Annotated in this window: 22 protein-coding genes; 18 read left to right on the top strand and 4 right to left on the bottom strand. The window is 41.0% G+C overall.

What is annotated here, in order from left to right:
* Positions 1 to 53 precede the first annotated feature (53 nt).
* The 9 genes from ACK8P5_RS15340 to ACK8P5_RS15300 all read left to right on the top strand — a co-directional run bounded on the left by ACK8P5_RS15340 (position 54) and on the right by ACK8P5_RS15300 (position 10,711).
* Positions 54 to 4,991: a HAMP domain-containing protein gene (locus tag ACK8P5_RS15340; RefSeq protein ID WP_422657136.1), complete on the top strand. Its 4,938-nt coding sequence runs from the start codon at positions 54 to 56 to the stop codon at positions 4,989 to 4,991.
* A 214-nt stretch (positions 4,992 to 5,205) separates the two neighbouring features.
* A complete protein-coding gene (locus ACK8P5_RS15335; protein WP_422657135.1) occupies positions 5,206 to 5,775 on the top strand; it encodes an AAA family ATPase in 570 nt (189 codons plus the stop codon).
* A 15-nt stretch (positions 5,776 to 5,790) separates the two neighbouring features.
* Complete coding sequence (locus ACK8P5_RS15330) at positions 5,791 to 6,504, top strand: HAD family hydrolase (protein ID WP_422657134.1); 714 nt, start codon at positions 5,791 to 5,793, stop codon at positions 6,502 to 6,504.
* Between the two features lie 12 nt (positions 6,505 to 6,516).
* On the top strand, positions 6,517 to 7,137 hold the full coding sequence (gene yqeK, locus ACK8P5_RS15325) for a bis(5'-nucleosyl)-tetraphosphatase (symmetrical) YqeK (protein ID WP_422657133.1): 621 nt from the start codon (positions 6,517 to 6,519) through the stop codon (positions 7,135 to 7,137).
* A 95-nt stretch (positions 7,138 to 7,232) separates the two neighbouring features.
* Positions 7,233 to 7,949: a DsbA family oxidoreductase gene (locus ACK8P5_RS15320; RefSeq protein ID WP_422657132.1), complete on the top strand. Its 717-nt coding sequence runs from the start codon at positions 7,233 to 7,235 to the stop codon at positions 7,947 to 7,949.
* 178 nt (positions 7,950 to 8,127) lie between these two features.
* On the top strand, positions 8,128 to 8,940 hold the full coding sequence (locus ACK8P5_RS15315) for a GNAT family N-acetyltransferase (protein ID WP_422657131.1): 813 nt from the start codon (positions 8,128 to 8,130) through the stop codon (positions 8,938 to 8,940).
* Positions 8,941 to 9,108: 168 nt separating this feature from the next.
* On the top strand, positions 9,109 to 9,579 hold the full coding sequence (locus ACK8P5_RS15310) for a DinB family protein (RefSeq protein WP_422657130.1): 471 nt from the start codon (positions 9,109 to 9,111) through the stop codon (positions 9,577 to 9,579).
* 115 nt (positions 9,580 to 9,694) lie between these two features.
* Positions 9,695 to 10,309, top strand: coding sequence for a TVP38/TMEM64 family protein (locus ACK8P5_RS15305; RefSeq protein WP_422661486.1), 615 nt, complete (start codon positions 9,695 to 9,697; stop codon positions 10,307 to 10,309).
* Between the two features lie 87 nt (positions 10,310 to 10,396).
* The gene (locus tag ACK8P5_RS15300) at positions 10,397 to 10,711 is read left to right on the top strand and encodes a hypothetical protein (protein WP_422657129.1); all 315 of its coding nucleotides are present in this window, start codon (positions 10,397 to 10,399) and stop codon (positions 10,709 to 10,711) included.
* A 50-nt stretch (positions 10,712 to 10,761) separates the two neighbouring features.
* Here ACK8P5_RS15300 and ACK8P5_RS15295 read toward each other — a convergent pair whose 3' ends face one another.
* The 3 genes from ACK8P5_RS15295 to ACK8P5_RS15285 are packed head-to-tail and all read right to left on the bottom strand — an operon-like array spanning position 10,762 to position 14,106.
* Entirely contained in the window at positions 10,762 to 12,666 is a 1,905-nt protein-coding gene (locus ACK8P5_RS15295; RefSeq protein ID WP_422657128.1) for a CotH kinase family protein, read from the bottom strand.
* A gap of 19 nt (positions 12,667 to 12,685) precedes the next feature.
* On the bottom strand, positions 12,686 to 13,387 hold the full coding sequence (locus ACK8P5_RS15290; RefSeq protein WP_422657127.1) for a DUF4956 domain-containing protein: 702 nt from the start codon (positions 13,385 to 13,387) through the stop codon (positions 12,686 to 12,688).
* A gap of 5 nt (positions 13,388 to 13,392) precedes the next feature.
* Entirely contained in the window at positions 13,393 to 14,106 is a 714-nt protein-coding gene (locus ACK8P5_RS15285) for a polyphosphate polymerase domain-containing protein (RefSeq protein ID WP_422657126.1), read from the bottom strand.
* 207 nt (positions 14,107 to 14,313) lie between these two features.
* Here ACK8P5_RS15285 and ACK8P5_RS15280 point away from each other — a divergent pair, with 207 nt between their 5' ends.
* Positions 14,314 to 16,062 carry a M28 family peptidase gene (locus ACK8P5_RS15280; protein ID WP_422657125.1) on the top strand — a complete coding sequence of 583 codons (1,749 nt, stop codon included), beginning with the start codon at positions 14,314 to 14,316 and terminating at the stop codon, positions 16,060 to 16,062.
* Positions 16,063 to 16,143: 81 nt separating this feature from the next.
* On the opposite strand, the gene ACK8P5_RS15275 is transcribed toward ACK8P5_RS15280, so the two are convergent.
* Complete coding sequence (locus ACK8P5_RS15275) at positions 16,144 to 17,421, bottom strand: MFS transporter (RefSeq protein ID WP_422657124.1); 1,278 nt, start codon at positions 17,419 to 17,421, stop codon at positions 16,144 to 16,146.
* A 168-nt stretch (positions 17,422 to 17,589) separates the two neighbouring features.
* Here ACK8P5_RS15275 and ACK8P5_RS15270 point away from each other — a divergent pair, with 168 nt between their 5' ends.
* The 8 genes from ACK8P5_RS15270 (at position 17,590) to ACK8P5_RS15235 (ending at position 26,672) form a co-directional block, all read left to right on the top strand.
* Entirely contained in the window at positions 17,590 to 18,345 is a 756-nt protein-coding gene (locus tag ACK8P5_RS15270) for a DUF2087 domain-containing protein (RefSeq protein ID WP_422657123.1), read from the top strand.
* Between the two features lie 27 nt (positions 18,346 to 18,372).
* Complete coding sequence (locus ACK8P5_RS15265) at positions 18,373 to 18,729, top strand: GIY-YIG nuclease family protein (RefSeq protein ID WP_422661485.1); 357 nt, start codon at positions 18,373 to 18,375, stop codon at positions 18,727 to 18,729.
* A 320-nt stretch (positions 18,730 to 19,049) separates the two neighbouring features.
* Positions 19,050 to 19,898 (top strand): DegV family protein, encoded by an 849-nt coding sequence (locus ACK8P5_RS15260; RefSeq protein ID WP_422657122.1) that lies wholly within the window; start codon positions 19,050 to 19,052, stop codon positions 19,896 to 19,898.
* 125 nt (positions 19,899 to 20,023) lie between these two features.
* Positions 20,024 to 21,322 carry a beta-N-acetylhexosaminidase gene (gene nagZ, locus ACK8P5_RS15255; protein WP_422657121.1) on the top strand — a complete coding sequence of 433 codons (1,299 nt, stop codon included), beginning with the start codon at positions 20,024 to 20,026 and terminating at the stop codon, positions 21,320 to 21,322.
* Positions 21,323 to 21,421: 99 nt separating this feature from the next.
* On the top strand, positions 21,422 to 24,040 hold the full coding sequence (locus ACK8P5_RS15250) for a PAS domain S-box protein (protein ID WP_422657120.1): 2,619 nt from the start codon (positions 21,422 to 21,424) through the stop codon (positions 24,038 to 24,040).
* A gap of 183 nt (positions 24,041 to 24,223) precedes the next feature.
* A complete protein-coding gene (gene rpoD / locus ACK8P5_RS15245) occupies positions 24,224 to 25,174 on the top strand; it encodes an RNA polymerase sigma factor RpoD (protein WP_422657119.1) in 951 nt (316 codons plus the stop codon).
* A gap of 50 nt (positions 25,175 to 25,224) precedes the next feature.
* Complete coding sequence (locus ACK8P5_RS15240) at positions 25,225 to 25,455, top strand: hypothetical protein (protein WP_422657118.1); 231 nt, start codon at positions 25,225 to 25,227, stop codon at positions 25,453 to 25,455.
* 194 nt (positions 25,456 to 25,649) lie between these two features.
* Positions 25,650 to 26,672: a UDP-N-acetylmuramate dehydrogenase gene (locus ACK8P5_RS15235; protein WP_422657117.1), complete on the top strand. Its 1,023-nt coding sequence runs from the start codon at positions 25,650 to 25,652 to the stop codon at positions 26,670 to 26,672.
* Positions 26,673 to 26,762 lie beyond the last annotated feature (90 nt).

Genomic DNA, 26,762 nt, shown 5'->3' with positions numbered 1-26,762 from the left:
GTTTTCATATATAGTATTCATTCCATCATCTTAAACATGAAAGGAATATGCCCATGTCTGATCAAAAACAGATCCAAGATGCTTCTCAAGATCAATTGGACGTAGGTTTGTTGTTAAACGCTTTAATGGCATTGAAGAAAGGCGATTTCTCCCATAGAATGCCTTATGAGTGGACGGGTGTAGCAGGTAAAGTTGCGGATTCTTTTAATGAGATTATGGATATGCAGGAAAGCTTGGTGACCGAAGTACAGACGGTAGCCAAGGTGGTTGGCGAAGATGGTAAACTTCATCGTCGATTTATACATAAGAATAATGGTGGTTCATGGGGGACAATGGTAGAGTCCTTAAACGGGCTTGTAACGAATCTTATCCAGCCTACGAATGAAATGGTTCGAGTTATTAATGCAGTAGCCCAAGGTAATTTATCACAAAAGGTCGAGATGGAGATCGAAGGCCGCCCGCTTACAGGTGAATTCCTTCGAACCGCCAATAACATAAATCAGATGGTAACTCAATTAAGCACATTTGCATCAGAAGTAAACCGTGTAGCCCGCGAAGTAGGTACTGAAGGGATACTTGGTGGCCAAGCCGATGTAAAGGGTGTATCTGGAACATGGAAAGACCTAACGGATAGTGTCAATAACATGGCGAATAATCTAACTGATCAGGTTCGTAATATTGCCGCTGTTACAACTGCGGTCGCCAAAGGGGATCTATCGAAACAGATTACGGTCAATGCCAAAGGCGAGATTTTGGAGTTGAAAGATACGATCAATACGATGGTCGAGCAGCTCAGCACATTTGCATCAGAGGTAACGCGTATGGCGCGTGAGGTAGGTACGGAAGGTAAGCTAGGTGGACAAGCCAATGTAAAAGGTGTATCTGGAACTTGGCGTGATCTGACAGAGAGCGTTAATGATATGGCTAGTAATTTGACCGAACAGGTTCGAAATATAGCCGTGGTTACAACCGCAGTTGCTAATGGAGATCTGTCGAAGAAGATTACAGCGGATGTACAAGGTGAAATCTTAGAGCTGAAGAACACCATAAACACGATGGTGGATCAGCTTAGTACATTTGCTTCTGAAGTTACACGGATGGCACGCGAGGTAGGGACCGAAGGGATATTAGGTGGTCAAGCTGAGGTCACCGGAGTTGCAGGAACCTGGCGAGATCTCACAGAAAGCGTTAATGATATGGCCAGCAACCTCACGAACCAGGTGCGTAATATCGCAGAGGTCACGACAGCCGTTGCAAAAGGGGATTTATCGAAGAAAATCACAGCGGATGTACAAGGTGAGATCTTAGAGTTGAAGAACACCATAAACACGATGGTAGATCAGCTTAGTACATTCGCATCAGAGGTTACGCGTGTTGCTCGTGAAGTTGGGACGGAAGGGAAGCTTGGATCACAAGCCGATGTGAAAGACGTATCTGGAACATGGAAAGATCTGACCGACAACGTTAACTTTATGGCGAGTAATCTGACTATTCAGATGCGGAACATAGCCGGAGTAACAACAGCTGTAGCGAATGGTGACTTGTCTAAGAAAATCACGGTTGATGTAAAAGGTGAACTACTAGAGCTGAAAAATACGATTAATACGATGGTGGATCAACTTAACTCCTTCGCTTCTGAGGTCACTCGGGTCGCTCGTGAAGTGGGCACCGATGGAAAGTTAGGTGGACAAGCGACGGTTCATGGTGTCGGCGGCATCTGGAAAGATCTGACCGATAATGTGAATACAATGGGTTCCAATCTGACAGATCAGGTTCGGGGTATTGCGAAAGTCGTAACCGCAGTAGCGAATGGTAACTTGAAGCAGAAGCTGAATGTGGATGCTGAAGGTGAGATAGCGGAATTAACGGACACCATTAATAATATGATTGATACCCTTGCAACGTTTGCCGACCAAGTAACGACCGTTGCGCGTGAGGTGGGAGCTGAAGGGAAGCTTGGAGGTCAAGCTAATGTACCCGGGGCAGCTGGCACCTGGCGTGACCTTACTTACAACGTTAACTATATGGCGAGCACACTGACAACACAGGTACGTGCGATTACGAATGTTGCTATAGCTGTAACAAAAGGTGATTTGTCTCGTTCAATTGATGTTGCTGCGGCTGGTGAAGTAGCTGCGCTGAAAGATAATGTGAATGAGATGATTCGCAACCTTAAAGAAACCACGCGTATTAATACCGAGCAGGATTGGCTCAAGACGAATCTTGCGAAGTTTTCTCGGATGCTTCAAGGCCAGCGGGATCTAAGTGCGGTCAGTCGTATGATATTGTCTGAACTTGCTCCACTCGTATCTGCTCAGCATGGCGTGTTTTATCTTAATGAAGATGTGAATGGTACTCCGCTTCTAAGATTATTCTCAAGTTATGGTTATCAGCAGCGTAAACATCTTTCGAATGAGTTCCGTGCGGGAGAAGGCTTAGTAGGACAGTGTCTTGTTGAGAAGCAGCGTATTCTGCTTACCAATGTACCATCCGATTATGTTGTCATATCGTCAGGGCTTGGAGAAGCGACGCCACTGAACATTGTGCTTCTTCCGATTATTTTTGAAGATCAGGTGCTTGCTGTACTTGAACTTGCTTCTTTCCGTCTGTTTAATGAAATTGATCTGGCATTTCTTGATCAGCTGACTGAATCGATTGGAATTGTCATTAATACCATGCAAGTAAACCGTAGAACGGAAGAATTATTAATCCAATCCCAATCCTTAACGGAAGAGCTTCAATATCAGCAGCAAGAGCTTCAACATACGAATGAGGAACTGGAAGATAAAGCAAAGCTGCTTGTTATTCAAAAGGCTGAGGTTGAGAGTAAGAATGACGAGATTGAACTGGCAAAGCGTTTTCTGGAAGAAAAAGCAGAACAGCTCGCCTTGACTTCAAAGTATAAATCAGAGTTCTTGGCAAACATGTCTCATGAATTGCGAACACCACTGAATTCATTATTACTACTTGCCGAGCAGTTGGCTGAGAATCCGGATGCGAATTTAACCTCCAACCAAGTGAAATTCGCCAAAACAATTCAGGATTCTGGCATTGAGTTATTGAATTTAATTAACGATATATTAGATTTATCTAAAATCGAATCTGGTACAGTTACGCCGGATTATAATGAGGTTAAGATCAGCGAGTTGGTCGACGGTTTGGACCGTAGTTTTAGGCATATCGCTGAAGATAAACATATCGACTATAACATCAAGATCGCATCTGGAGTTCCGGAGATAATCCTTACGGATTTTAAACGACTTCAGCAAATTGTGAAGAACCTTCTCTCTAACGCTTTTAAGTTCACAGAAGATGGAGAAGTCTCTCTGTATATTGCACCTGCTGTGGATGGCTGGAGCCGAGATAATGAGTTCCTCAATCATGCGAAGACGGTTCTCAGTTTCGTTGTAAATGATACGGGAATTGGTATTCCTGAAGATAAGCAGCAGATTATATTCGAAGCATTTCAGCAAGCTGATGGCAGTACGAACCGATTATATGGTGGAACAGGGTTAGGTCTTGCGATTTCTCGTGAGATTGCTGCACTTTTAGGTGGTGAAATATCTTTATTCAGCGTTGAGGGTAAAGGAAGTACTTTCATATTGTATCTACCGCTTGATCAAGAGCTATCTGGACCAGAACCGAAGCCTAAGTACGAACCTGAGGTGATAGATGTTACACCTCCGCTTCGAACGCGCTCCTTCACAAGAACATCACCTAAGAGTATCGTGGACGATCGGAATCACATTCAGCCAGGTGATCAGGTCTTTATGATCATTGAGGATGATCTGGCCTTTAATGAGATTTTGCTAGATGTTTTGCACAAAAAAGGTATTAAAGCAATCATTACTTCAATGGGATCTAATGCACTCGAACTGGTTCGCCAATATAAGCCTGATGCAATAACTCTAGATCTTCGTCTAGCAGACATGGATGGCTGGATTGTCATCGAACAATTAAAAAACGATCTTAGTGTGCGTCATATCCCGGTATGCGTCATTACAATTGAAGAAGATGAGGTTGTATTGAAACAGAAAGGCGTGTTTGATTATGTGTGCAAACCAGTCTCGAATGAAGACCTTGAGAATGCGATTGATCGTTTAAAAGATTATGCACAGAAATCAATACATCAACTCCTTCTTATTGTGAGCGATGAAGCAAGGCGTCAGGAAATTGTGGAGATGATCGATAACACCGATATCCATATAACGTCTGCATCATCAGCCGAAGAGGCGCTAGATCAGCTTGAGACGCTAGAATTCGATTGTATGATGCTTGATAACGATATAAGAGGAGGTCGCGTCTTCACTTTCCTCAAGACAATTCAGAAGACGGCGAAGCATAAACACCTGCCAATTGTGTTGAATCGCAGTAAGAAGTGGAGTGCCGAAGAAGAGGAAGAACTCGAGGAACTTTCTAAATATGCAGTGATAAAAGAAGTGAAGTCACCGATTCAAATTCTGGATGAAACAGCATTATATTTACACCGGAAGTCGGAAAATCTCCCCGAGGGTCCAAGGGAGACACTCGTAAAACTTCATCAATCTGACGAGATGATTAAATACAAGAAGGTGTTAGTGGTTGATGATGATATACGAAATATTTTTGCGCTAACGACTATACTTGAACGTCACAATATGAAAGTGATTCCTGCTGAGAACGGCCATGAAGCTCTAAATATATTAAATCAGACACCGGATGTAGATATGATCCTCATGGATATCATGATGCCGGTCATGGATGGTTATGAGACGACTCGCGCAATTCGCCAGCAACCGCAATTCAGCGATCTGCCAATTATTGCTCTGACAGCGAAGGCAATGAAAGGCGACCGTGAGGAGTGTCTGGAAGCAGGAGCATCTGATTACATTACAAAACCAGTGAATAGTAAACAACTGTTGTCTATGATTCGAAGCTGGATTCGCGAGCCGGAGAATGGTCAAGAAGATCAAGAAGTTCAAGAAGATCAAGAAGGAACGGATCAATCATAGTAAATTCATTGTTTAATAAGAATTAAGAAAAAATGTAAGCGAGTGGCTAGACCTTTAAGGGTTAGCCTACTCGCTTTTTTCGAGTGGTATCATCCATTCGCTTACCCATGTATAATTATGGAAGGTTGATCTGTGATATCTGGTGATAAAATCTTCTATAGAATTCCGTTATGAATGGAGGAAATATGTTGAAGGCATGTTATTGTGGTAGCCCATGAGACGTAATCACGTTCAGACGATTGGTATAGCAGGTGGATCTGGTAGTGGAAAGACAAGGCTTAGCCTACAACTTGAAGAGCAACTTCAACCCCTAGTAGTCAAAATATTTCATATGGATCATTATTATAAAGAGGTGAGACCTCAATCTCGTGCTTCCTTCACGGATAAAGAATATGAGGATTTTAATCATCCGGATGCAGTAGATGTACACAGAATTCTTCAAGATTATTTCGCGGCTGTTCAAGGGCAAAATTTTGATGTGATTATCATCGAAGGATTTTTGTTATTTCATTTTCCAGAGCTTAGAAACACACTAGACTTAAAGGTATATATCGACTGCCAAGCAGATGAACGGTCCTTGCGGCGCATGAAGTGGTTTCTTGAAAAAGGATATACATATGATGATACGGTTGCCGAATATTTGGATTTAGTCCGGTATCGACATGACCAATACGTAGAACCTACGAAATGGTTTGCAGATATCATCATGAACGGAGCAACAGGTCCGAGAAAAGGAATGAACATGCTTCTGCGGTGGATTGAAATGAAAAGTCGAGGCATGTGACAACAGGAGGATATGATGAAGAAATATAAAGCTATTTTTATTGATTTTTATGGGACCTTGGTTCATGAAGATGATGAAATTCTGCCATTAATCTGTGAACGGGTACGTACAAGTTCAAGTTCGAGTGCAGCATATTCGATTCGAGATATTGGTGGATATTGGTGGAAAGCTTTCCTGCGACGATCGGATTCGTGTTATGGACCCTCCTTTAGACCGCAACGACAAATCGGTGTAGACTCTCTTGCAGAGACAATTCGGGAGTTCCAATCGGATGCAGATGCGGAAACACTGATTCAGCTGCAATTTGAAAATTGGAAAAAGCCTGTTATTTTCGAGGATACGAAGCCATTTCTTGAAGAGTGGAACGGTCAGGTTCCTCTGTACATTCTGTCAAATATTGATACGGAGGATGTCAGCAATGCAATTGAATATCATGGCTTAAAGGTAGATGGTGTCATCTCAAGTGAAGATGTACAATCCTACAAGCCACGTCAAGAGATGTTCTTAGAGGGATTACGCAAAGCTGGTCTACAGCCGAGTGAGGTACTGCATATCGGAGATTCCATTAACAATGACGCTTGGGGTGCAATGCAGTGTGGTATAGATGCCGTGTGGCTTAATCGAACTCGGAAAGCGAAGCATGACACCATACAACCGACATATACTTTTTCCGATTTGAATGCCGTTACGGTGATGATGAAAGGTAATATTACAATGAATGTTGACTGAGGAGACGATAAGATGAATCATGAAGCATTAGTACCTTATTTTGAGACGTATAATGATAGTGAAGGATTGTATTATTACTTGGAGAAATTCTATGTTCGTCATGATAGCTTAGATACATGGGAGCACTGTAAAAAGGTAGCGGAAGAAGCAAAAAAGCTTGCTCAAGCCAATCGTGTTGATCCTGTAATCGCGGAGCAAGCTGGTTGGCTACATGACATAGGAACAGTAGTGCCGAATGAGGAGAAAGTACGATTGTGTGGAAAGCTAGATATTCCTGTTATAGATGAGGAGAAGATATTTCCTTATATATTACATCAGAAGTTATCTAAAGATATGACCATTAAAGTATTCGGTCTTACAGAGCCGGAGCTAATCAATGCGATCGAATGTCATACCACATTAAAGCAGAATATGACTACAATGGATAAAGTGTTATTTGTAGCTGATAAGCTGAGCTGGGATCATACAGACGCAGCTCCTTATATTAAAGAAATGAGAATCAGTGTTGAACAATCATTAGATAATGCAGCACAGGTATACTTGGAACATGTGTGGAAAAATAGGGAAAACATGAAGGTGGTTCATCCCTGGTTAGTTGAAGCGAGAGAAGCTTTAATACCGAATGATTACTAATAAATTATAGAAAGGCTTACTTATTAGCTTGAAGAAATTTCGAATGTAGGTTACAATAAGTAAGTCAATTCAAATACCATAGGGGGTTTAGCTAAATGAAAGTTGAGATCTGGTCGGACTTTATGTGTCCGTTTTGTTATATTGGTAAGCGCCGTTTTGAGGCGGTTTTAAACCATTTTCCGAATAAAGAAGACGTTGAAGTGGTGTACCGTAGCTTTGAATTGGACCCTAATGCATCTTATAAACCAGGTGTATCCATGACTGAACTATTGGCGAGTAAGTATGGAATGAGTATTGAGCAGGCAGAGGCTTCTAACCGTAATATTACGCAGCAAGCGGCTCAATTAGGTCTTACATATCATTTGGACAAAATCATTCCAGCGAACTCTTTTGATGCTCATCGTCTTGTGCACTTTGCTTCTCAGCATGACAAGATGAAAGAAATGACAGAGCGTCTCTTCTTGGCTTATTTCACGGAGACACGGAATCTGGAGGATAAAGAGCTACTTGCTGATCTGGCCGCAGAAATTGGTCTATCACGCGATGAGGCAGCTTCTGTTCTGAATAGTGATACATTCACATCTGAAGTTCGTGCAGATGAAGAAGCAGCTCAGCGAATCGGTGTAAGGGGGGTTCCATTCTTCGTATTGGGTGGTAAATATGCGGTGTCTGGTGCTCAACCAGAAGAGGTGTTTATGGATGCGCTGCAAAAAGCGTATGGTGAAGAAAAGCCATTGGTTCTAGTAAATGAGGATGACAACAGCGCGGGAGCATGCACCGATGGTTCTTGTGATATCCCGTCAAAATCGTAATTATTACACTTTATAATAGTATCAGAACAAGCGACTCGGGAGCATAATCCGTGAGTCGCTTGTTTGATTTTAGCACAAGGTTATGTTTGGAATCATATGGAATTTACTCTTGTAAGATAGGAACGTAAGTTCTATAATAATAGGAAATAATGTAAGTTGAAGGAAAGGGAGCGTTTGTATGAGGAAACCCTCACTTCTATCGGAGTCCCTGATTCTTGATATAGAGACTTCTGAAATGGATTATATGACTGACCGAATGCTGGCTATCAAGGAGCGAGGAGGGAACCCGGAAGGAATAGAGATTGAGCATATAGGGAGTGCGATATGTTTATACAGTAAGAACATGCCGTGGCCTTCTTTTAACACAGTGAAAGGAATACGATCCACAGATATCCCATACATCGATGATATGATTCGATTCTACCAATCAAAAGGCCGTAAAATTCAGATTGAAATCGTTCCATCTATGGTGGATCAAGGACTACTAGAGGTCTTGTCAGAGAAAGGATTGTATCATGCTGGGTTCCATACATCCATGTATATGGAGCTGGAATTGGGTATTCCAGAAGAAGAGCACAGTATAGAGATACAACCGATTAAGTGTGATGAGTTCGAGAAGTATGCAGCTGTCCACTGCGAGGGGACAGGGTTACCACCGCAAGGCATAGACCCAGTCGCTAGAAATAATGAAGTGCTTTATGCACGTCCTGGTTGGACTTTTTTTATGGCTTATGTTGAACATAAGCCAGCCGCCGTAGGTGTTATGTACATAAAGAATGGAATTGCATCCCTGACCTTTGCAGCAACTATACCTGATCACAGATCCAAAGGCTTGCAGCAAGCGCTTCTTAGAAGACGACTGGCTAAAGCAATCGAAGAGAAATGTCGGCTGGCGGTAAGTCAGTGTTCATTTCTATCACAAAGCCATCGAAATATGGAGAGGACCGGGATGAAACTCGGGTATGTAAGAACTACATGGACGGGGAAGTAGAGGGGATAAACCTCAACTCAAGGAAATCTCTTCGAAATATTGCACAGCCCGTACCAACTGCGTTGCAGAATGGTTACATGCACATGAGTGTGGAACATGTTATCAGAATGGTCTGATGACCGACTCAGAACTTATGTGATAAATAATATAGAAAGAGGTACTCTTGCCATGAACGAGAAAGAACAACTGTTAGAGCAGTATTCAGAGTGGATTGACTATGTTAGGGTGTTGAAAGAACAGGATGAAACGCTCTGGAATCAATCGATGGGGGAAGGGAAATGGTTAGTTCGCGATGTAGTGAGTCACATCATGAAATGGGACGAGTATTTCCTAGAAGGGGCTATCCTGAAAATAAGCCGTAAAGAAGAACTGACGGTTAAGCATCTGGATTATGATTCTTTCAATGAAAGGGCTAAGACTTATGGTCGAACAATGTCTATTCAGGAATTGATAGAACAAACCCTGGCTTATCGTCAAAACATCATTGACTGCATCAAGGGCCTATCTGAAGAGGAATATACTAAGGAATATGTAGATGCAGATGAGCACCCATTTCAAGTGCCTGTATTTATTCGTGATTTCATTTGGCATGATCAGCACCATATGAATCAAATTAAGTCTTTAATGAATAACCAATAAAGCCCGTTATAGTTTATAAAATCATAGTGATTGTTCACCATTTATCCGTTACACTTAAGATATCTAATTGTTTAATAAAGTAGGTGGAAATAGATTGGATAGTGTACAAGACATTATGGCTCTGTTCACAGAAGAAAATTTAAGCTTGTTTCTTGAGAAATTCAGGTCTCTTGGACCTATTCCTGGGATCCTCCTAACATTTATGAAGTCATTTGTTCCACCGCTACCGACAGTACTTATTGTTGGAGTGAATGCGGCTGTATATGGTTTCTGGCCCGGGTTTATATATTCTTGGATTGGTCTTGTGAGTGGTTGTCTGCTTACGTTTCTGGTCGTTCGCAAAATATCTGGATCGCGATATCTGGATAAATGGGCAGCAAAACCTAAGGTACAACGTGGTATGAGATGGATTCAACGAAACGGATTTAGTTATGTATTTCTGCTGGGGATTCTTCCAGTTGGTCCATTTGTGGCCGTGAATATGGCTGCAGGAATTGCAAGGATGCATATTCGTTCCTACTTGCTAGCTGTTACATTAGGCAAGGGAATTATGGTGTTCTGTGTATCTTTTGTAGGTGCTAACTTTATGGAATTTATCAATCAGCCATTGCTGCTGTTGGGGGTAGTTGCTGCGGTTATTGTACTTCTCTGGATCAGTAAGAAAATAGAAGCAATTATTCTCAGAGGCACAAATACGTCTCAGAAAAGTACAGACCTTACACCTGAATAGTTGTAACACTTTTTCTATTATTTTAAATTTTCCATTGTTTGGTATATAATAGATACAACTATGGATAGTAAGGAGTATTTACAAACCATGACCAAACTTTGGACCGCATTAATCGAAGTGATAAGAATGATGATTATGTTGATGGTTATCGTTGCTGTGCTTGGAGAAGTGGAAAAGAGGATTTTATCATCAATGATGACGTGGCATGACTACTATGGAATGATATTGCTCGGTGGGAATGTGTTATTGTTTCTTGTTCTGTACCGCAATAAATTGCAATTTCACGGATGGTATCGCTCCGCTGAAACCCAGCGAAAGTTATCCGGAAAGGTAACGAGTAGCTTTATATCTTTAGGGATTATTTTGATCGTAACACCTGCTATTCTTTCATGGTTAGGGTAAAAAAGAACAATCCTCCAAGAGTGGAGAATTGTTCTTTTTTTATGGTTATTTTACAATCGTTTACGCTTATACAAGGTCACGAATAGTGAGGATAATATAAGTAATATTAGAGCAACTCCTGTATAGAGGGCTTCACGACTGCTTCCTTGCTCGTTAACCCCATCGCGGCCGAAGCCATCTGGCCGGAAGCCGCCACCACCAAACCCTCCTTCTGGCATTTTTCCATCCATTTGTCCTGGGTTCATCCCAGCACCGCCATTAAGATCGGGGCGATTGTTCTGCTGCCCATTCTGAGACGATTCCGACTCGGTTTGAGTGGTCGTAGACGGCATCTGTGGTGCACCATTGCTAGAAGTTTCGTTTGGATCACCCGTGGTAGTATTAGGCATAGTGTCATTACCAAGTGGATTACCTGCAGGAACATTAGTAGGAGCATCACCAGGAACACCAACAGCAGCGTTTGTTTGCATGTCGTCTGGTGGGGAAGGCGGTGTGGCCTGCCCGTTAGCCTCAGTGTCTCCATTATTCATAGGTGATTGAATTTGATCTACGACATTGCCTGTATTCGAATTGTTGTCTCCAGTATTCGTGCTATTTTGTCTCATTTCTCGTCCCATGCCGCGATCACCACCACCGCCAGGACCACCCATTCCTCCTCCGCTTCCACTTCCGTCTCCTGAAGAAGGGCTCGTCCCATCTAGTTGTTTCGAGATGCTCTCATTACTACTTGAAATGAAAGACGTAAGAGAAGGGATCGCTTGTTCATATTGTTCATACGAATAGAATGGTCTTGGATCGTTCTTCACATGAGTAGAGATTAATTCTTGTAATTCCTGAATTCTTGCTGTAATATTCTCTTCTTTCAGATAACCGTTAATCATTTCGCTTAGTATCTGATGATACTGTTCTTTGTACTCATCGACTGCTAGCAATTTAGCTACAAGTGGACGTTCCGCAACAGCGCCTTGTGTTGGCTCGTCGATAAGTATATTGCTACCTCCGAATCCTCCAAAAGCCATATTATAATCCCATGGAAGAATGTTAAAGATGCCATCATCTTCATATAAATAATAGTTTTGTTTATTGGATCCGAGATAGCTGTCCATGTTGGAGGCTGCCACATTAAGTGCGATATATTTAAGCATATTTTCGACGTTCAGTACCTTCTCATAATCGGAACCATTATTTAGTTCATCCAGCATATCAATCAGGATATCGTCGTTTGATTTCTCTGATTTCATTGCTAATCCTGTATAAGAGTCTAGGTCATCTCCGAGCCAAGTTAAGTCACTTCCTGAACCTGTCATTTCTCCTTTGTACAAGGCACCTGTAGCATTGCCGAAGTTACGGTTGAGGTATGCGTCATCTACTTGTTCAATAGCTAGGTAAAAGCCCCATAACTCATCATTCACATAAACATTCACGTATGAGAACCCAGGTGTTGGAAGCCCCACGGATTCAGCCAGTTCGTAAGTCAAGAATTCACGCATATAGGAGGCATCGCTATAATTGTTGTTTAGATTTATTTTACTGATACCACCTAATTGCTGGTTTATATACTCATCAAAAGATAACTTGAAGCTGTATCGATCCGAGTCCGAACTCACTACACTTCTAAGACTTAAGTTACCCTTGGTCCGAATGCCTACATGATCAAACTGGTATCCATTATAGTTAACGGATGCTTCCTTATATTCCTCTTTGCTGGCGTTATCCAGCATATCTTGAAAATCTGCCTCATCGATCGTTATTTTCACATCAATGACTTTATCTTTTGGGAAAATGTCATTGAGAGTAGCCTTTTTCCCATTCATATCAGTACTTGAATTTACAGTGCTTGTGCTTGTTTCTGCCGTGTCTGAAATACGATTTGTCAGAGTAGTACAGCCCGTAATACTAAAGAGCAGAAGTAGGCAACAGAAGCCCATGAGAATGGGTTTGAAATTAGATTTCATGTTCCTGACACCGCCTGTCTTATGATACATAATCGCCGCTGTAACTGATTAGTACGGCATTCTTAACACCGCCCAGTTCAGAAATTTGATTTACAAAACGACCTTCCTCATCTTGTAGACGAACTTCGAGCGTGATTTCAATGTTACCGCGTGTAACGGTTTTCTGTTTCACATTGTATCGTTTGACGATTTTGCTAATTTGTTTATGAACTTCTTGTTCACTGGAATCACCATCGCAGTTAATAACAAGTAGATAAGGGGTTTCTACAGATGCTTTCTTAATGAAGAAGAACAGAATTAATCCAATAATAATAGAACCTACGGCAGCAAGCGTATAGAATCCTGCGCCTGTTACAATACCTGCGACTGCAGCCCAGAACAAGAAAATGAGATCTGTAGGATCTTTGATCGGAGTTCTGAAGCGAACGATGGATAATGCACCGACCATACCGAGCGATAGTACTAGGTTAGAATTGATAGCGATAATAACCATCGCTGTGATCATCGTCATTCCAATTAACGAAACATTAAAGCTTTTGGAGTATAGGACCCCACTGAATACACGTCTATATAGGAAGTAGATAAATAATCCAATGATAAATGCGATACCTAGTGTGATTAACATTTTAGATAGACTAATGTCAGATACGAAATTCTCCATGACGGATTTTTTTATGACATCAGAAAAATTAGTGGTTGTTTCAGTCGTTGTGGTGTTCATTTCTTTTAATAGTCCTCCCAAGTGTTATATTTCAAAAACTTTCTGCACATGACATATTTGCTGGCGGATTGTCTGTTTAGACCCTCTAACTGGAGTGCTGCTTTAATGGATTCAGGTAAATATTCATCGTATTTGACTTCCATAATAATAAGATTCTCATCAATCGCCCGAATGGGGTTCAGATTCTTATTAAATAAATCAATAGAATGAAGTCCGCTGCGGAGTTCTTTATCGAATGTGATCCTAACATTTCCGTGATGACAAATATAAGGTTCACGGACATAATCTACAATGACCTTTGGACGTAGAAGATTATGTTTCATTTCATGATAAAGCTCCATAAAGAGTGGTTTGTCCGGATTATTTAATCCTTCAAAGTGTCCAGCCATGATCTCTTCGGTCAGTTCTCTAGTTAAAGGCTCCTTAACTTTAGCTATGAAATCTTTGAATTTAATCTTCTTCTCAAAATGAATGGTTGTATCCTCAACATTGTAGATCCGAATTCTATATTTCACTCGATCCCTGATTCCGCCAAGTTTTTCGTGAAGTGCCTTGTTATTGATGTCATCAAAATATAAGCTGCGAATATGATATTCTCCAGATGGGTTAGCGTGTTGATCATAAGACACCAAGTTTCTCAGTCGTTTAGCAATAATCTGATATTGATGTTGGTTCACAAAAAACTTAAGCTCATGTCGATATTTCAGTTTCGTATTCATGTTTTCACCCCTTTACTTTCTAAATTGGTTACACTGTTGTTCAATCAGCATTGAACTACGGTGATTTCTATGGGATTTATACTAACAGTCCTTCCTGATTCCTTTCTTAAGAACAACTGAATGTAAACTGAAAGTTTACATTGCGATAACAATTAGTTACCTTGTTGTGCTGAATATAATTATTACCTAAGGATGTGGATGCGAAGGATGGATATCGTCACGAGTAATCTGACACGAAAAGTCCGGCCCTATGTTCAAACAATGCTTATCGCAGGAACATTAGTATTAGCTGTATTAATGGTGTTATGGTCGGAAAAACCACCTCAGACGAAAGGTGAGAATGTATCGGAATTATACTTTTCCTCAGAACGAGCAATGCATCATGTCATTCAAATGGCACAGAAACCACATCCGAACGGGTCACTAGCGATTGAAGAAGTTAGAGGTTATATCATGAGTGAAATGGAGCAAATGGGTTTGAATCCGGAGCTTCAGGAGTCTAAGGATCATATAAAAACAGATTATTTTGAAGGCAATGTTGAGCTGACGAACATTTTGGGGGTATTGAAAGGATCGGGGAGTGGGAAACCACTACTACTAATGTCTCATTATGATTCGGTGTCATCAGGTCCAGGGGCAAATGATGCTACGGTAAGTGTTGCAGCACTTCTTGAGACGGTCAGGGCTTTGAGGGCAGGACCACAGCTTCAGAACGACATCTGGTTCTTGTTAACAGATGGGGAGGAGAAGGGGCTACTGGGAGCACAGGCGTTTTTTCGAGATCCGATACATCGTGGGGCCGTAGGTATGGTGGCTAATTTTGAAGCAAGAGGTTCAAAGGGTGCATACATTATGTTTCAGACGAGTGAAGGGAATGGCCGCTTAGTTAAGGAATTTGCAAAAGCCGTTCGGAATCCAGTAAGTAATTCTCTTCTTGCAGATCTTTACAAAAAACTGCCGAATGATACCGATTTAACCGTAGCCTTAGCTTATGGTTTACCTGGATTGAATTTTGCTTACGGGGATGGCTGGACAGCATACCACACACCGATGGACAATGTCGATAATGTTTCTCTAAATACAATGCAGCACCAAGGAGAGAATGCACTATCTGTTGCACAGCATTTTGGTAATATGGACTTGTCCAATCTGGAATCAGGAGATCATGTCTATTTCAATTTATTAGGTTTATTTATTCAATACCCTGCTTCGTGGGCCACCGTAATAAGTATTATATTTGCAGCTTGTTTGCTAGCATTGATCATGATCTTAAGTCGGAGATCCCTAATCCGTTGGAAGGGCATAACGCTCGGCATAATCATGACGATTACGGCGATGTTACTATCCTGCGGCATTTCATATGGGTTATGGCAGTTAGTAAATAATGGATGGGCTGAACGGATGACCATGCGATCGGGGGCTACATATGATGCAATGCTGTACAGTATTTGCTTTTTACTGTTAGCGCTCATCGTAAATGTGTTGATTTTTAAGTTGGTGCAAAAGCAAGTTCGTGTTATCGAGATGATGGTTAGTGGCATGTTGCTATTCCTTTTGCTGCTCATTCTATCGACTTGGATGCTGCCTGGTGCAAGCTATTTATTTGCGATTCCACTGTTTTCTCATACCATCGCAATTGTGTGTGTTGTTCGTTCCAAAGATCCTTCTCATACATTACACCATCCCATTGTCCTTCTTTTAACGTGGGTCATACCTATACTCATTTTTACTTCATTCTTCTATATCTTGTTTATAATGATGCCTTTGAGCATAAATCTCTTTAGTTCAATGATTGCTTCATTAATACTGTCATATGCCTATCCTGCACTTCTAGTGCTGATTAGGAGTTGGCGTCTCGTTATTCCTGCAGTAATAGTTATCCTGATCGTACTGTTAGGTATAGGGTGGATTCAGGCTGAACCAGGACCCTCGCGTCCGGTGTATACCATGAGATAACTAAGCGGAATAGAGAGCGTGGTTGATTAATCTAAAAAAAGCGGAGTGGCTTGGACCACTCCGCTTTTCCTATTTACTGACTTATAGAGCTGTAGTTGATAACGAGTTATCCATCTGTTTGTTCCGTTCCCGGAACATCCAGAAGTAAAGTAGGGAGGAAGCGACATAGAGAGTGCCTGTAATACAAAATGTAATTGCGTACCCCCAGTAATTCCCGTAAGTGGTGACTAGCATTGCTTGTACAGGGCCCATTGTGGCCCACCCAAGCATAAAGGCCGTTTGAGTGAATGAGTTCGCTATGCCTCGGCGGTGGTCAGGGATTCGATCGATCAGAATCGAAGATTGAATCGGATTAGCCGCATTCATTAGTGCTTGACGGAATAAGAAGCCGATGGCAGCAACACCGAAAATATTCGTAAAGCCTGTCAGTAATAAAAATGGTAACGACAAAATCTGAAAGCTAACGACAGCACGTACCGCTCCGACCTTATTAACAAGGAAAGGGCCGATCAACATGGATACGATCGTCATAACTTGTCCAAGTGAGATTAAGATACCTACTGCAGATAATGATACCGAGAAACGATTCGTGAAATAAAGGTTGAGATAGGGAACAACTAAACCGGAACCTAATCCAATTAGGAGCTGTGCTACGGCAAATTGACCAATGATTTTGAAATCAGATTTGGTGGTAGACGTCTTTATACGCTCTGAAATGTTAGATGGTTCAGGCATAACGGTTTCTTGTATTTTAGAATCGTTGGTGAATAACAAGGGAATAAAAGCTGAGAAAGTACAAGCTCCGCCGATCATTAACACGATTTTTAAACTCAACACTTGTTCGATACCGAATATTTGAATGAAGTCAGCTAGAAATCCGCCGCCCATGCCCCCAAGAACTTGAGCAGCTAGAACAAGTGAAGCATGCAGGCTGAAAATTCGCATTCGATACGTTTTTTTCGTGTTCTCAGCCAGAAATGGAATCGCTAACACCTGAAAGAAGGACGAGAAAATACCAGTGAATATTGCAAGGCCAAGCATACTAAACTCTGATTCCAGCATGGAGCGGGCCATAAGTCCAATACCACTCAGTAATGCGCCTACCACGAGAATTTTTTTGCGGCTACCTCGATCACCTAAAAAGCCGATTGGAATAAATAGAAGTGCAGTCGCCAACGACTGGACACTTACGACGGTTCCATTCATGGCATCCGGATAGCCCAAACCTTTTATGTATAGATTGTATAGAACACTAAACATCCCTGTTCCAATCTGGTATAGCACATTAGCCAAGAAAAAAAGTTTGATGTTCCGTGGCCAATCTTTCCATTCTTTTGCCGACTGTTGTATGATTCGCACGCGAGAGACCTCCTTTACACCAGCAACTTCTCTATTCTAGCAGGTTAATTGAGGCCTTTAAAGGATAATTCTTCTATTCGGTAGGGTTATTACTGAAGATATAGGTTTGACATTTTATAGACAGATTATTATTATGTCTATATAAATGAAGGAGAGGGTGTTAACAACATGGAACTTCATGAGCGCTTTTGGAATGCTTCTATTGAAGAGTTGAAGCAGGGATTTGTTGAAGAGGTACAGGGCTTTGTTTGCTTAATATGTGGAAGAGGAATAGAGAAGGGAATCATTTATCCTAATAACGACTTACTATATGAGCCTAAACGTTATATTGCCTTACATGTAGAGCGTGAGCATGGTTCCGTGTTTCAATATTTAGCGGGGCTAGATAAGAAGTTGACGGGCCTTACAGAGCATCAGAGCAGGTTATTGCAATTGTTCTATCAGGGTAAGAGCGATACAGAGGTCCAACAAGAAATGGGCATTGGAAGTGCATCCACGATACGGAATCATCGATTTGCTTTGAAGGAGAAAGAGAGGCAAGCGAAGGTTCTGTTAACGATGATGGAACTTTTGAAGGAAAAAGACGAGCATGCTCCTTCCTTTGTACCTTTGCACAAAACCGCCAAAATGATTGATGACAGATACAATGTTACCGAAGAAGAACGAATAGCTATTCTGAATAAGCTTTTTCCTTCTGGCACGAACGGGAAATTACTCAAATTCAATTTGAAAGAGAAACAGAGATATGTTGTTCTCCGCGAAATATCGACGAGATTTCAATCGGGGCAGATCTATACTGAGGCTGAGGTTAACGAAATATTAAAAGGTGTCTATGATGATTATGTTACGGTTAGAAGGTTCTTAATTGAGTATGGATTTATTGACCGGGAACCAGACGGAAGTAAGTACTGGCTAATATCGTAACTTTAGGAATAGGGAGGAAACAGAATGATGAATCGGAGAACTGAATTAGTTCAAAAGTACAAGGAGATCAAGATTGAAGCAGGTATTTATCAGATAAGAAATGTGAAGAATGGTAAAGTTCTTGTTGTAGGAACACCTAATCTAAAGACGATGAACGGTAAACGCTTTGAACTTCAAATGGGAACGAGTATCAATAAAGTATTGCAGCAAGAGTGGAATGAATATGGTGAAGATTCTTTTGAATTTGAAATTCTAGAGATCATCGAGCCCCAAAAAGATCCGTTTTATAATGTAAAAGATGCAGTGAATAAGAGAGAGGAATTCTGGATTTCTGAACTGCAGTCTTATGGTGAACGCGGGTATAACTCAATGAAACGAACGTAATAATATAAATCCATGTTCAGAATTAAATAAACAGAGGTGCGAAGTGTCCGCACCTCTGTTTATTTAATTCTACACTATAACGACACATACATATGGAACAAGATGTCTGATTTGTGTTAAATTTATGGGCATAGATCATTTCAATAAGGGAATGTTCGTCCACGAACATGAATAAAGCCTCAACCATTCCATTCAAGATGACAACTGGATAATTACTTCCATTTGCATGGGGGGATGAGGTTGATATATTATTTTTATAACGGTTTATAATGTTTACTACAACTATGTTTGAAATACGCGAAAGTGAGACGTGATCAGAAATGAGATCCATAGCATGGGTTACTGACAGCACAAGTACGATAGACTTAGAATTTGCCAAAGAAAATCATATTTATATGGTTCCGCTGCGGCTTATCCTTGGTGATGAAACTTATAGGGAAAGTGTTGATATATCGGCAGACGATTTCTATGATAAGATGCGCCAAGAGTCTAAAGTCAGCAGCTCTCAGCCACCCATAGGTGAATTTATTGAACTGTATGAGTCACTTAAACAAAAATATGATGATGTGATCGCCATTCATTGCTCGTCGGCTTTAAGCGGAACCTTAAATTCCTCGATGCAAGGTGCTGAAATTGCTGAAGTGCCTGTGATTGGAATTGATTCTAAATTTGGAGCTTTTCCACTTCGTGAGATGATTATCGCGGGTGTTCATTGGCATAAAATGGGTCATTCAGCGAATGAAATTAAAGAAAAGATCGAAGAGATGATTCATAATACATCTTTTTATGTTATTCCGGCAAGTCTTAGCCGTCTCCATAGCAGCGGAAGAGTATCAGGCACCCAATTGTTATTAAGTAACTTACTACGCATTCATTTGTTACTTCGATTTGACGAAGGAAAAGTTGTCGTTGCGGAGAAGATTCGCACATTCAAAAAGGCAAGGCAAAAAATGGTTGATATTCTAAAAGAAGATATTCAGAAGATTAAGAAGGTATGCATCATGCATGCCAATAACATGGAAGAGGCTAAGGAAATTGAGCAAGAACTGAGCAAAATTAATCCAACACTAAAAACAGAGATTATGACATTTATACCTGTTGTTGGTTATCTTGCGGGTGAAGGCACCATTGCTATGTGTTGGATCAAAAATCAACCTACTTTTTCATAATGAATTGAATATACTGACTAAACAGCCTACATTCTATTAAGCGGGCTGTTTTTTATTCTGTCTGTGTTGGTTTATGGATCATACTATATAAATAAAGATTTGAATACTAAGATTAGGAAGAAGGTATGGTATTGAGACGTTATACATACGTTCCGTTATTTGTGTGTCTCTTGTTCATTGGAATCATTGGTTGTGAAGAGAGTTCCGATCAGGGTACAGGGGCTTTAGAAGTAATCAAGCCAATTCATACACAAACAAATGAAAGTGCGAAGGGAAATAAAGATGCAGAAAATCAACCCAATACTAAAACAGAACCCCCCGAAATAGACCCAGCACTAGAGATGCTAAGTGAACTTAGCCTTGAAGAGAAAGTGGGACAACTTGTCATTGTGGGTATGGAGGGCACTTCAGTAGATTCGTACACCCAAAAACTGATAAATAATTATCATGTCGGGGGATTCATTTTCTTTAAAGATAATATAGCTAGTACAACGCAGGCGGTAAATCTGTTCAACCATCTAAAAAAAGAGAATGCAACTAATCCTGTGCCACTCTGGATGAGTATTGATGAGGAAGGTGGTCGTGTGTCGCGTATGCCCGAATCGTTTCTGCGTCTACCTGCGAGTGGAGTTGTCGGGAAGAAGAATGACACCGCACTAACTTACAAGATGGGGAGCCAAATTGGTCAAAGATTAAGTGGCTTTGGTTTGAATATGGCTTTTGCTCCTGTGCTTGATGTGAACAGTAATCCAAATAATCCGGTAATTGGTGATCGTTCATTCGGCAGTAATGCAGCACAGGTGGCGCGTCTAGGGACGGCTGCGATGAAAGGGATTCAAGAAGCGGGTGTGGTAGCGGCTGTAAAACATTTTCCTGGTCATGGTGATACTGTGGTTGATTCTCATGTAGGATTGCCTGTTGTAAATGTTGATATGAATCGACTTAACAAGCTCGAATTGGTTCCTTTTAAGGAAGCCATCGATCAAGGGGCTGATGTTGTGATGGTGGCCCATCTGCTGATGTCGAAGATTGATCCCAAAACACCAGCTTCCTATTCTAAGCCTATCATTACAGGATTATTAAGAGAACAACTTGGGTACAAAGGTGTTGTTATTACGGATGATATGACCATGGGTGCAGTTGACAATGGTAAGATCGAACTCGGTGAAATCGCAATTCGGTCTGTACTTGCGGGGAGTAATATCGTTCTTGTAGGTCATGAGTACGATAAAGAAGAAACGGTGGTTAAAGCTCTCCTCAAGGCGGTTAAAAGTAAGCGTATCACGGAAAAAGTACTTGATGAGCGAGTGCTTCCTATTTTACGTCTAAAAATGAAATACAGTATTAAAGATACATTTGTTAAAGAGCCGGATGTGAAATTACTCAATAAGAATGCTCAGAAGTTGATTAATAGCGTTAAGTAGTTTATATATATTTTGAATGAAAGGGTTTGAAGTGTCGCTTTTAAAACGTTTACATACTATTATTAGGGATAAGCTGGCTTAGTGGGACGGAGGAAGATTATGTTAGGTGAAGGAATAGAGCATCAATCCATTTTTGAACATATGTACCAACACGCACCTATTGGTGTCGCCATCGTTTCTTTGGAAGGCAAGTGGTTGAAAATCAATCCTGCCGTATCTCATATACTTGGATATTCAGAATTGGAAATTAAGCGGGTTTCATTCGATGATATTTCTCACCCTAAGGATCACAAAGGGTTTGAAAAGATGTCAAAGCTAGCAGAGAATCATATTACGAATAATGAGATAGAGCAGCGTTTTATTCGCAAGGATGGTTCCATTGTATACACATCATTACATATAACTTGTGTTCGTGATGAATCAGATGCTCCATTATACTTCGTAAGTTATGTTATCGACATTACGGAGAAGAAGAAAGCGGAACAAAAGCTGCTTGATACGGAGGAGTTATACCGACTCATCTCGAACAATGCACAGGAAATGATATTCTACCTTTCGCCAGAAGGAATATGGAATGACTGCTCACCTTCAGTCTTAGAACTGTTAGGCTATCACCCCTCCGAACTCATTGGGCTATATAACGAGGAACTTTACCATCCCGATGATCTAGATACAGTTCATCAAATGGTGAGTCAGGAATTAGGGGTTGTACAATATCGATTCCGTCAAAAGAGTGGGAGTTATCGTTGGTTCGAAACAACAGTTCAAAAAGTAACCGTTGCTAATGCTACGAATTTTCTTTGTGTAGGTCGAGATATAACAGAGCGTAAACGTAGTGAAGAGATGCTGAATGAAGCAGAACGAATAGCAGCGATAGGCAGCTGGGAATGGGATATCAAGCGTAAGAAGATTGACTTATCGGAGCAGGTATATCGTATATGTAGGATGGATCGGGACAAGCTTGATGTAGCTACTTTTAATATATTAGATTTTGTTGATAAACGTGATCGAGCAGACTTAGAGAGAGCTATTCGTAAGGCGCTAAAGGGAAGTGCTTTCAATTATGAATATCGACTAATACATGATAATGATACGATTCAATATTTTCATCTCAAAGGAATTGTATCTTATGATGATAATGGCAGACCCTTGAAGATGATTGGGACCATTCAAGATATTACAGAACGAATTGAAATGGAACTTAAACTGCAGGAAACGGTTGAACGCTATACATCTCTCAAAAAATACAATCACGATGCCGTGATATCTCTTGATCTAAACGGAAATATCGTACATGGCAATATGATGGCTGAGAAGCTTACGGGTTACAGTATTAAAGATATGGCCGGTATGAGTTTGACACGTTTTACAGGTGTTCGCAATTTGAGCAAGGTTTTGAAGGATTCGTTAAAAGATACATCAAGCAATCATAGTATTGATTACTTTGAACATAAAGATGGTCGTTCAATTGAAGTGATGACAACGATAGCTCCAATTATCATTAATGAGGAGAATGTTGGATTCTATGTCATTGCCAAGGATATTACGGAACAGAAAAAATTGCTGATTGAAAAGGAAACAGCAGAAAACACGAATCGTGCAAAGAGTGCATTCCTAGCCATGATGAGTCATGAAATTAGAACTCCCATGAATGGGGTTATAGGAATGACAGATCTGCTTATGGACTCAGATGGGCTTGATGACGAGCAGAGAGAGTATGTCCGGATCATCCGGAAAAGTGGAGAATCCTTACTAAATATCATCAATGATATTCTGGACTTTTCAAAGATCGAGTCTGGAAAAACGACGCTAGTCCATGAACCATTTCGGCTACAGGAAGTTATTGATGAAACGTTCGACCTATTAAATCCCAAAGCTATTCAGAAGAATTTAAAGATGGCGTATACAATGACACCAGAAATACCAAAGATAATGATCGGAGACCCAGAAAGATTAAAGCAAGTGTTGTTAAATATTCTGGGCAATGCCTTGAAGTTCACATTTACGGGTGGAGTATATATGAACATTCAGGAGCTTGAATCAGAACCGGAGCATATTCAATTGGAATTCACGATTCAAGATACAGGGATAGGCATACCGGATGAAAAGGTAGCGGGATTGTTTCAACCTTTTTATCAATTGGATCACTTCATGACACGTAAGCATGAGGGAACGGGCCTAGGTCTTGCAATTAGTCGTAAGCTGGTAGAGATGATGAACGGTGAGATCTGGATCGAACCGACTGAGCAGCCGGGTGCGACTTTTAAATTCAAGGTTATTTTTGATCGCAATGAAAAGATCCTTGAGAATGAAGAGAACGTTAGCAGCTTGTCTCCGCTTGAGAAGAGCAAGAACCTTCAGATATTGGTTGGGGAAGATAATGAGACGAATCAACTCGTTATTCAGAAAATGCTTGAGAAGTCAGGTTATCAAGTGGATATCGCATCAAGTGGTAAGGAAGTCCTGGAAAAGGTTCAGATGCTGCCATATGATCTCATTTTGATGGATGTGCAGATGCCAGAAGTGAACGGGATAGAAGCAACGCAGGCGATTAAGAAGATGTTCCCTTTAAATGAAGTGCCTATCATCATAGCCGTAACCGCTAATGCACTGAAGGGAGATCGGGAATATTGTATTGCGGCTGGGATGGATGATTATATTAGTAAACCGATCAAGAGGGGCGAATTAATAGAGGTCATAGAGCGGTATTTCGGATGAGTAAGAAGAAATGACAACAAAAAAACCGATCTCTAAGGAGATCGGTTGTATTAACATAAAGTAGAAGTTGAAATCATAGGTTTAATATGATAGAATGACGGATAAATAATTATTGTTTAAAGTCATAATAATCTACAATAAGATTAGCATAAAATATCAGAAATGTCAACAGGGGGGCATAGAATGGAAAACCGTCACGATGCGGATTTCGCAATGGAACGAGAGGCTGCGGAACCGGAAAAAACAGTGAGTTCTCCTTCCGAGGATTTTTCGGTGCATGATGACCTAACGCTTCCTCCGGGTATTAAGATTAGTGATCCAGTTCGTATGTATTTGAAAGAAATTGGTCGGGTACCCCTTCTATCGGCAGAGGAAGAAGTGGAACTTGCTAAGCGGATTAACAATGGTGATGAGGAAGCCAAGCGTCGCCTGGCTGAAGCGAACCTGCGACTTGTTGTAAGCATAGCAAGACGTTATGCTGGAAGAGGCATGCAGTTCTTAGATCTTATTCAAGAAGGTAATATGGGTCTGATCAAGGCTGTTGAGAAATTTGATTATTCTAAAGGCTTCAAATTTAGTACCTATGCTACCTGGTGGATAAGACAAGCGATTACTCGTTCTATTGCAGATCAGGCGAGAACAATACGTATCCCTGTGCACATGGTCGAGACAATCAACAAGCTTGTTCGAATTTCTCGTCAGCTTCTTCAAGATCTGGGACGCGAACCTACACCTGAAGAGATTGGTAAAGAGATGGACATCAGTCCAGAAAAAGTACGCGAAATTCTTAAAGTTTCACAGGAACCTGTATCACTTGAAACTCCGGTAGGGGAAGAAAGTGATTCGAACTTGGGTGACTTTATTGAGGACCATGATGCACTTGCTCCTGCGGATGCCGCAGCGTTTGAACTGTTGAAGGAGCAACTAGAAGAGGTGCTTGATACGCTCACGGAGCGTGAAGAGAATGTACTTCGTCTTCGTTTTGGACTTGAGGATGGCAGAACCCGTACCCTGGAGGAAGTTGGCCAAGTGTTCGGTGTAACTCGTGAACGTATTCGTCAGATTGAAGCAAAAGCACTTCGTAAATTAAGACACCCTAGCCGAAGCAAACGATTGAAAGATTTTCTTGAATAGTTCTGTTTTGTGTCATGATTGCTTAAATTGATGAGACGGAGGCTGAGGTTATGAAACCGGGATTTCTGATTACATGTTTGCAATGCGGAGCGGAGCATTCAGTTGTTCCAGGAAAGCGAAACTACCGTAAAGAACAGATTGTATTCGGCACGGATAACTATGGCTCAGATCAAATCTCTTGTGAGTGTGGAAATGCATTAGAGGAACACAGTCAATATGAAGGCACAGAACAAGAAGAGTTTGTTGTTGAATGGAGAGATATTTCTAATCCCAAATCTTAGAAATGATATTCACAACAGCCCGTTGAAATAAGGCAGCTTACATGCCATTTTCAACGGGCTGTTTTTTATTGACAGTGGAAACTGCGTTTGAATGAATTGACATGGGTCAAGGGCTTCCATCATAATTATGAAACGTAAGTGAATAGATTTAATCAGGGTAACACGATTACTGATAGAGGAGTGACATGACACCGATGAGTTTACATACATCCGCTATTGAGCGGTTATGCTTACGGGATATACCGTTGTCGAGCTACTCTACGTATGGCATTGGAGGAGCAGCTAATTATGTGGCTCTGCCAGAAACAGTAGAAGATCTGACAGCCTTGTATCAAGATTGCCAAACAAAAGGGCTTCCTTGGTACAATTTTGGCATGGGTTCCAATATTTTATTTCCTGATCATCCTGAACGAGATCGGGTGTTTATATCACTCAAACGTCTGACAGAGCTTCGGGCAGAGAACGGTAAATGGTTTGTATCTGCGGGTACGCCGATGTCTATGCTCTCCTTAATGGGACTTAGCGGTGGTTCGGATCAGTTAGACTTTACGTTCTTGCTTCCAGGTTGTCTGGGGGCAGGTATTTATATGAATGCCAAGTATAATCATCGGCAAATCTGCGACATCATTGATACCGTATATTATATAGATCTATCTTCTTCGTCATTCATCGTTCAGTCCATTCCGGCAGGTGAATGTGATTTTGCATACAAGCAGTCTATTTTTCAACATCACCCATGGATTATTGTAGGTGCAGATTTAAAGATTCCTGTTCACTCTGAAGAACAGATTCAGTACATGTCATCGTTGGTACCTGCTTGGAAAGAAAGAGGGAGTCATCCTTCCTCACTTCCACATTTCTTTTCCTTCTTCTTAGGTGAAGTACATGCACTAGCCGGAAAAGGAATCGAGGCACCGCAGTCCATGCTTGATATCATTAAATACCGCACAAGCAAAAAGCATTTTGATTATCCCTCATGCGGGTCGGTGTTTAAGAATAACTACGATTACGGAGTCGCCATTGGATCACTTGTAGAACAGCTTCATTTGAAAGGAACGGAACATGGTGGAGCGATTATATCTCCTCATCATGGGAACATGATTCTGAATCAGAATCATGCTAAAGCTTCCGATATTCAGTACCTAATGCAAGTCATTACGGAAGCGATTGATCGGAAATTTGGTTTTGTACCGGAACCTGAAATTGTTATTGTGTAATGAAATTTTTAAAATCAGTGTAAAGTAATTGGAATAAGTAGAATTTAACGATATAATCAGATAGAATTATACCTACAGAAGTTTCTCAGG

It is taken from the genome of Paenibacillus sp. EC2-1, assembly GCF_049311625.1.
Lineage (GTDB): Bacteria > Bacillota > Bacilli > Paenibacillales > Paenibacillaceae > Paenibacillus_AQ.
Note: the sequence above shows the minus strand (reverse complement) of the source record. Positions and strands in the feature narration are given on the sequence as shown.